Consider the following 8,067-nt stretch of genomic DNA (forward strand, 5'->3'; position numbering starts at 1 on the left):
ACAAGGGGAGAAGGAAGAATCCATGCCGCTGGATCCGCTCGCAAAGCGTTTGTTGACCATGATGGCTGCGGCTGCGCCGCAGGCGCGGAGCCGGCCGAGTGTGGAGGTGCGGCGGCAATCGCTGGCAAAGCTGATGCAGTTCGCCCGGGCCGAGGCGCCGGATGTGACGATATCCGACGGCAAGCTGCCCGGTCCCGGCGGCAAGCTGCCCTATCGCCTCTACACGCCGGCAGACACTGAAGCGCCCGCACCGGGCTTCGTGTTCTTTCATGGCGGCGGGCTCGTCGCCGGCAGCATTGCGACGCACGAGCGCATCGCGGCCGCGTTGGCGCATGCCACCGGCTGCCGCCTCGTGTCGGTCGACTACCGGCTCGCGCCGGAGCACCGATTCCCCGCTGCGGTCGAAGATGCGATCGCCGCCACCGAATGGGTGGCGCGCGAGGCCGCATCGCTCGGCATCGACGCCAATCGCCTGGTGATCGGCGGCGATTCCGCCGGCGCCACACTCGCAGCCATCGTGTGCCAGGAGGCGGCGCAGACCGCCGGCCTCTCCATCGCCGCGCAGTGCCTGATCTGCCCGGTGCTGGATTTCGAGGAGACCTCGCCTTCGCGCGAGGCCTTTGCCGAGGGCCATCTGATCGATCGCGTCACGATCGAAGCCGATCTTTCCGATTATCTGCCCGATGGCATCGATCCTGCCGATCCCCGCGTCTCTCCGTTGCGCGCGACGCGCCTCACGGGCCTGCCGACCGCGATCATCCACACCGCTGAGTACGACCCGATGCGTGACGAGGGCAATGCCTATGCCCGCAAGCTGCTCGCCGCGGGGGTCGCGGTCGAGCATGTCTGCCACGATGGCATGGTTCACAACTTCCACGCCATGGGCGCAATCCTGCCGCAGGCACAGCTCGTGCTGTCGCAAATCGGCGAACAGGTGCGGCGCGCGGTGAAGACCTGACAGCGTCAATCATACGCGCGCGCCGATCACCGCGCGCGCCGCCGCGACATATTCCGGCCAGTGCGCTTCCGCATAATGCTCCGCCTGCCATGCGCAGGTGCTGTCGGGCGCATGCGCCGCCGCAATCGTGCGCGCGAAACGTTCCTCCGCAACCGTCGCCTTGCCGGGCTCGGCTGTGGGTGCAGCAGCCACCGCAGCACCGGGAGTAACGGCAAGCCCCGCCAGACCGGTGAGCAGGATGCGGCGTGACGTGTTCATGGCTGTCTCCTCCATTCTTCGGCCTGCACTGTGGCGGGCGAGTGTGTCAGTGCGATCACGCCAGGGTAACCGCGCACATCCGCGCCGTCCATCGCTTGCGGATAGCGCTTGACCAAGCGCGCCATCACGTTCCATCTAACAACGGTTCCACCCTCAAATCGCCACGCGTCGGATCGTCACGTGACTCTTCGCAGCCAATCCCGTCGTGCGTTGCGCGCTGCCGCGGCGGGACTGCTGTGTCTGGCGGTCCCGGCAGGCGGTGCCCTCGCCGCCGACGATGAGGAGGACGAGCCCGCAAAGCCGGCGGTCCCGAACATCTATCTCGATCTCCGCACCATCTATGCGACGATCCCCGCTGGCACGCTCGCGCTCGGCTTCGGCAACACCTCGCTGTCGGCCGCATTCCAAGCCCTGGCGGCGCAACGAGGCACGTCACTGCCGAATGGACTGCCGGCCGCGAAATCGATTGCGATCGACCTGCCGCTGACCGTCGACGTCAGCGACCGCGTTTCGCTCTACGGCGGCGTATCCGGCACGACGACGGATATCGGCGGCGGCTGGTCGTCCTTCGACATCACGAGCTGGAACATCGGCGTGCAGGCCGATCTCTACCAGCAGAATGGCGGGAAGATCCCGACCATCACGCTGCAATCGACCCTGACGCAGTCGGTGCCCAACGAGCAGGGCATGACGAATTCCTTCAACAACATCGTGGAATTCGACTACGCGGTCGACGAGGACGAGACACGGGGCTGGCTCGCCGGCCTGCAATACACCACCGTCACCATCGCCAGCCCGTTCGCCACGATCCGGCCGAACACGATCCTCTATGCCGGCGGCTACTATCAATGGCCGAGCAACTGGAAGTTCACCGGGCGCCTCGGCATGCAGTCGTTCGGCGGCGCGCTGCTCGCGGGCCGGACGCTCGCGGAATCCTTCACCCAGCCGGTCCTGCGGCTCGACCTCGATCGCATGGACGACAACGACAACCGACTTTTCGGCATTACCGCGCAGATCGCCTGGATGCCGAAGCCGTCCTATCAGGTCACGTTGCGCACACCGCTCTACGCCGTGCGCAACTAGTCAGGCACCGGCACGTCGAAGGTGTTGAGCGTGACCGAGACCATGCAGTAGACGCCGACGAGATAGGACAACTCGGCCGCGCCGTGCTCGCCGAATTCCTTCACCGCCGCACGCCAGGTCAGCTCCGGCAGCACGCCGCCGCTGACCAGTGCCGAAGCCATGTCGTAGGCGATGGCTTCCTGCCTGGTGAGGTCCACCGGCCGCTGGCCGGCAACGATGGTCGCGAGCTTCTCGTCGGAGAGGCCACGCTGCTCGGCCACCAGCACATGAGCGTAGAGCTCGTAACCGGAGCGGAAATGCGAGCCGGTGACGAGGATCGCGACCTCGCGTACGGCCGCGGGCAGCAGCGGGTTCGACGCAATCGCCTTGACCAGCTCCCACACCGGCTTGCCGAAGCGCGGCTCGCGGATCCAGGGATTCCAGGGCCCGAGCAGCGCGCCGTCCTCGCGCATGTTCACAAAACCCTTGAAGTGGTCCTTCATGCCTGCCCGCATGTCGTCATAGAGCGGCTTCTGTTCGTCGGTTAGCTCTTTCGGATCGAGAATGGGAAGGCGCACGGTAGGGTCTCCTCGTTGAGAAGACGCAACCGTCACCTGCATGCCTGCGCAAGGCAAGTGAAGTTGCCGTGACGACCGTGCGATTTCGCAAATGCCAGGCAGATCTCGCTATGACGCCGTGGGGTTTTGCAGGCTTTGAGGATTGACCACGTCGTCGACGTCCAGCGCCAGTGGCTCACCTGTGGCGAGGAACGACGACAGCGCCGCCTCGAACGGCGCCGGATCGAGGCCGCGCGCGGCGAGCCAAGCGGGCTCGTAATAGGTCTGCCGGTAGCGCTCGCCGGAATCGCAGATCAGCGTCACCAACGATCCCGTGACGCTCGCCTGGCGCATCTCCGAGGCGAGCCGGCACAGCGCCAGGAAGTTGGTGCCGGTGGAGCCGCCGACCGCACGGCGCAGCCGTCGCGACAGCACGTTCATCGCCGCGACCGTTGCCGCATCCGGGATCTTCATCATGCGATCGACCACGCCGGGCACGAAGGACGGCTCGCAGCGGGGGCGACCGACGCCCTCGATCAGCGACGGGCGGTCGCAAACACGGGAGCGGTCCAGCGTGCGGAAGCAATCGAAGAACGCGGAATGCTCGACATCGGCGACGCACAGCCGGGTCGGATATTGCCGATACCGCAGATAACGTCCGATGGTGGCCGACGTGCCGCCGGTGCCGGCGCCCATCACGATCCAGTCCGGAATCGGCCGCGGCTCGCCCTGCAACTGCGTGAAGATGGACTCGGCGATGTTGTTGTTGCCGCGCCAGTCGGTGGCCCGCTCGGCAAAGGTGAACTGATCCATGTAGTGGCCGTCCAGCCGGGCGGCGAGTGCCGCGGCTTCCGCATAGAGCGCGCGGCCGTCGTCGATCAAATGGCAATTGCCGCCATAATGCTCGATCGCGGCGATCTTCTCCGCCGAGGTCGTGCGCGGCATCACGGCGTAGAAGGGCACGCCGATCATCTCAGCGAAATAGGCCTCCGACACCGCGGTCGATCCCGACGAGGCCTCGACCACGGGCGTGCCTTCGCGGATGTGGCCGTTGCAGAGCGCATAGAGGAACAGCGAGCGCGCGAGGCGATGCTTTAGGCTGCCGGTCGGATGCGTGGACTCATCCTTCAGATAGATGTCGATGCCCGATAGCGCCGGCACGATCAGCCGGATCAGATGCGTGTCGGCGGTGCGGCACTGGTCGGCCTCGATCGCGGCCACGGCCTCGTCGACCCAGCCGCGCCGATAGGCCGGCCCGGCCGGATTGTGCTGGCGGAAGGGGAATGTCTGCATCGGGCGAATCTCTCATGATGCGGATAGCGCATCAATAGCTGCGCCTAAAATTCCAGTGGCGCGTTGTCGACGACTTCCTTCATCACGAAGAAGGTCCGGGTCTGGCGCACGCCGGGGAGCGCGATCAGCTGCTCGCCGTGGATGCGATTGAAATCCTCCATGTCGCCGACGCGGATCTTGAGGAAGTAATCGAAATCGCCGGCGACGAGGTGGCAGTCGAGCACGAATTTCAGCTTTGCAACGGCCTGCTCGAAGGTGGCAAAGCTTTCCGGCGTCGAGCGGTCGAGCACGACCCCGACCATCACCAGCGTGCCCTTTGCCACCTTCTTCGGCGCGACCATGGCGCGGACATTGGCGATGAAGCCGTCCTCGAACAGGCGCTGGGTGCGACGATGGCAGGTGGCGGGGCTGATCGCGACCGTTTCGGCCAGCTCGGCGTTGCTGAGCCGACCGTTATTCTGAAGCAATCTCAATATCTTGAGGTCGGTGCGGTCGAGCCGGGCAGCCATGAAAGAAACTTCCGTAAGAAAATGCTGTTCTGGAAGGAATATTAGCTATCGCCGCAACTTTCGCAAGAAATTGCGCAACATGGCCGCAATATTCGAGAGCACATTTTCCCGACGCGATGCTAGGGAGCCGCCAACACCAACGCCAATCGGGATTGACCCATGAAGCTGGACAAATTTCCGCGCTATCCTTTGACCTTCGGCCCGACGCCCATCGAGAAGCTGGAGCGCTTGTCGAAACATCTCGGCGGCCAAGTCGAGGTCTATGCCAAGCGCGAGGACTGCAATTCCGGCCTCGCCTATGGCGGCAACAAGCTGCGCAAGCTCGAATACATTATCCCCGATGCGATCGCCTCCAATGCCGATACGCTGGTCTCAATCGGCGGCGTGCAATCGAACCACACCCGCATGATCGCGGCGGTCGCGGCCAAGCTCGGCATGAAATGCCGCCTGGTGCAGGAAGCCTGGGTGCCGCACGAGGACGCGGTGTATGACCGCGTCGGCAACATCATGCTCTCGCGCATCATGGGCGCCGACGTGCGCCTGGTCGACGACGGCTTCGATATCGGCATCCGCAAGAGCTGGGAGCAGGCGATCGAGGAAGTGAAGGCGGCGGGCGGCAAGCCTTACGCCATTCCCGCCGGTGCCTCCGTGCATAAGTTCGGCGGCCTCGGCTATGTCGGCTTTGCCGAGGAGGTGCGCAAGCAGGAAGCCGAGCTCGGCTTCAAGTTCGACTACATCGTCGTCTGCACCGTCACCGGCTCCACCCATGCCGGCATGCTGGTCGGGTTTGCGGCGGACGGCCGTGCGCGAAAGGTGATCGGCATCGATGCCTCCTTCACGCCCGCCCAGACCAAGGCCCAGGTGCTCGAAATCGCGCAGAACACGGCAAAGCTCGTCGAGCTCGGCAAGGACCTCGTCACTGACGACGTCGTGCTGATCGAGGACTACGCCTATCCCGCCTATGGTGTGCCATCGGAGGAGACCAAGGAGGCGATCCGCCTCACCGCGCGCCTCGAAGGCATGATCACCGACCCCGTCTATGAGGGCAAGTCGATGCAGGGCCTGATCGATCTCGCCCAGAAGGGCTATTTCGAGGAGGGCGCGAAGATCCTCTACGCCCATCTCGGCGGCGCGCCGGCGCTGAACGGATATGCGTATGCGTTCAGGAATGGGTGAGTGAGAGCGTAGCGCTCGCGCGTCATACACTGCTGTCGTCCCGGGGCGCGACGAAGTCGCGAGCCCGGGACCCATACGCCGCAGCAATCGTTTTGCGAGGACTGGCAGTTGCCAGCCTGCCGTCATCACACCGGCCTGTGGTTATGGATCCCGGATCTGCGCTTCGCTTGTCCGGGATGACAGGGGAGTTTTTGGCTCGCCCTACCTCGTCCTCACGATCTGCAGCAGCTCGTCGCCGTAGTGCTCGAGCTTCTTGTCGCCGATCCCCGGCACGTTGCGCAGCTCGTCCAGCGTGGTCGGCCAGGCCCGGACGATGCCGTCGATGGTGGCATCGTGCAACACCACATAGGCCGGCACGCCGCGTTCGCGCGCGACCTCTGACCGCCAGGCGCGCAGGCGCGCGCGCAATTCGGGATCGACGTCGCCTTGCGGCGCGCTCGCCGCGGGCGCGAGGTCACCGCGGCGTGACGTGGCCCGGCTGGCGCGAACCCGCGTGCCGGGCGCCTCCTCGCGCAGCCAGACCTCGGTCTCGCCGCGCAGCACGCCGCGCGAAGACTCCGTCAGCTTGAGCGCGCCGTAGGCTTCGCTGTCGCTGCGCAAATGGCCCGTCGCCACCAATTGCCGCAGCACCGTGCGCCACTGCTTCTCGTTGAGCTCGCGGCCAATGCCGAACACCGACAGCTTGTCGTGACCGAACTGTGTGACCTTCTCGGTCAGGCGTCCGACCAGCACGTCGATCAAATGCATGGCGCCGAAACGCTGCCCGGTGCGATGGACGCAGGACAGCAGCTTCTGCGCCAGCACCTTGCCGTCGCGCATCTTCGGCGGCGTCAGGCAATTGTCGCAATTGCCGCAGCTCTCGCCCATCACGATCTCGCCGAAATAGGCGAGCAGGCGCCGGCGTCGGCAATGGGGCGTCTCGGCGAGGCCGACCAGCGCATCGAGCTTGCCGATCGAGACCCGCTTGAAATCCTCCGATCCGGCCGATTCGTCGATCATGCGGCGCTGCTGCACGATGTCGGAGAGGCCGTAGGTCATCCACGCCGCCGACGGCTTGCCGTCACGGCCGGCGCGTCCGGTCTCCTGGTAATAGGCCTCGATGCTCTTGGGCAGGTCGAGATGGGCGACGAAGCGCACGTCGGGCTTGTCGATGCCCATGCCGAAGGCGATGGTCGCGACGATGACGATGCCGTCCTCGTTGAGGAAGCGATCCTGGTTGCGCGAGCGCACCGCCCCGTCGAGCCCGGCGTGGTAGGGCAGCGCCGCAATGCCGGCCTCGGCAAGCGCGGCGGCGACCTCCTCGACGCGGTTGCGCGACAGGCAATAGACCACGCCGGCATCGCCCATGTGGCGCTCCCGGATGAATTCTTTCAGCTGCGACACCGCATTGCGCTTGTCGACGATCTCATAGCGGATGTTGGGCCGGTCGAAGCTGGAGACGAACTGCGGCGCGCCCGTCAGCTGAAGCCGCTCGACGATCTCCTTGCGCGTCAGCTCGTCGGCGGTCGCGGTCAGCGCGATCCGCGGCACGTCGGGAAAGCGCTCGGCGATGACGGAAAGGCCGACATATTCGGGCCGGAAATCGTGGCCCCATTGCGAGACGCAATGCGCCTCGTCGATCGCGAACAGCGCTACCTTCGCCTGCGCCAGCAGCGACAGGCAGCGCGGCGTGACCAGCCGTTCCGGCGCGACATAGAGCAGGTCGAGATCGCCGGCGAGCAGGCGGCGCTCGATGTCGGACGCCTCCTGCGGCGTCAGCGACGAGTTCAGCGCGGCGGCATTGACACCGGCCTCGATCAGGCCGGCGACCTGGTCGCGCATCAGGGCGATCAACGGCGAAACCACGATGCCGCAGCCTTCGCGCAGCAAGGATGGAAGCTGATAGCAGAGCGACTTGCCGCCGCCGGTCGGCATCAAGACCAGGCAATTGCCGCCGTCCGTGACGTGGCGGACGATCTCGCCCTGGGCGCCGCGAAATCCCGGCAGGCCGAACACCGAATGCAGCACCGACAGCGCATCGCCGCCGTTGGCCGGCGCAGGCAGTGGGGCGTTGGAGGGAGCGGACATGGGCGGAGCAGATCAGGCCGTGGGATTCGTCACAAGGCCAGTCGCATGCTGGTGTGGCCGTGGCAAGACTGTTTGGAGGCGAGGCACGACTCTTCCCTCTCCCCCTGTGGGAGAGGGTGCCTCGCGAAGCGAGGTGGGTGAGGGGTTCTATCCGCGAACGCAGATATGAGCTTGTGGAGACATACCC

At 65.6% G+C, this 8,067-nt stretch carries 8 protein-coding genes; 3 read left to right on the forward strand and 5 right to left on the reverse strand.

Features of this window, described 5'->3' with window-relative positions:
• Positions 1–22: 22 nt before the first annotated feature.
• The gene (locus tag XF30_RS01650; protein WP_109141752.1) at positions 23–958 is read left to right on the forward strand and encodes an alpha/beta hydrolase; all 936 of its coding nucleotides are present in this window, start codon (positions 23–25) and stop codon (positions 956–958) included.
• A 9-nt stretch (positions 959–967) separates the two neighbouring features.
• On the opposite strand, the gene XF30_RS01655 is transcribed toward XF30_RS01650, so the two are convergent.
• Positions 968–1,216 carry a hypothetical protein gene (locus XF30_RS01655; protein ID WP_036026186.1) on the reverse strand — a complete coding sequence of 83 codons (249 nt, stop codon included), beginning with the start codon at positions 1,214–1,216 and terminating at the stop codon, positions 968–970.
• Positions 1,217–1,426: 210 nt separating this feature from the next.
• On the opposite strand from XF30_RS01655, the gene XF30_RS01660 reads away from it, so the two are divergent.
• Positions 1,427–2,299 carry a hypothetical protein gene (locus XF30_RS01660; RefSeq protein ID WP_192893376.1) on the forward strand — a complete coding sequence of 291 codons (873 nt, stop codon included), beginning with the start codon at positions 1,427–1,429 and terminating at the stop codon, positions 2,297–2,299.
• Here the strand turns inward: XF30_RS01660 and XF30_RS01665 are convergent.
• The 3 genes from XF30_RS01665 to XF30_RS01675 form a co-directional block, all read right to left on the reverse strand.
• Positions 2,296–2,856: a carboxymuconolactone decarboxylase family protein gene (locus tag XF30_RS01665; protein WP_192893006.1), complete on the reverse strand. Its 561-nt coding sequence runs from the start codon at positions 2,854–2,856 to the stop codon at positions 2,296–2,298. The genes XF30_RS01660 and XF30_RS01665 overlap by 4 nt on opposite strands.
• Before the next feature lie 108 nt (positions 2,857–2,964).
• Positions 2,965–4,128 (reverse strand): PLP-dependent cysteine synthase family protein, encoded by a 1,164-nt coding sequence (locus tag XF30_RS01670; RefSeq protein ID WP_109141754.1) that lies wholly within the window; start codon positions 4,126–4,128, stop codon positions 2,965–2,967.
• 44 nt (positions 4,129–4,172) lie between these two features.
• On the reverse strand, positions 4,173–4,637 hold the full coding sequence (locus XF30_RS01675; protein ID WP_057030169.1) for an Lrp/AsnC family transcriptional regulator: 465 nt from the start codon (positions 4,635–4,637) through the stop codon (positions 4,173–4,175).
• A gap of 159 nt (positions 4,638–4,796) precedes the next feature.
• Here XF30_RS01675 and XF30_RS01680 point away from each other — a divergent pair, with 159 nt between their 5' ends.
• On the forward strand, positions 4,797–5,813 hold the full coding sequence (locus tag XF30_RS01680; protein ID WP_109141755.1) for a 1-aminocyclopropane-1-carboxylate deaminase: 1,017 nt from the start codon (positions 4,797–4,799) through the stop codon (positions 5,811–5,813).
• Positions 5,814–6,014: 201 nt separating this feature from the next.
• Here the strand turns inward: XF30_RS01680 and recQ are convergent, their stop codons facing one another.
• Complete coding sequence (gene recQ, locus XF30_RS01685) at positions 6,015–7,880, reverse strand: DNA helicase RecQ (protein WP_109141756.1); 1,866 nt, start codon at positions 7,878–7,880, stop codon at positions 6,015–6,017.
• Between the last annotated feature and the right edge of the window lie 187 nt (positions 7,881–8,067).

This window comes from Bradyrhizobium sp. SUTN9-2 (assembly GCF_003122645.1).
GTDB lineage: Bacteria > Pseudomonadota > Alphaproteobacteria > Rhizobiales > Xanthobacteraceae > Bradyrhizobium > Bradyrhizobium yuanmingense.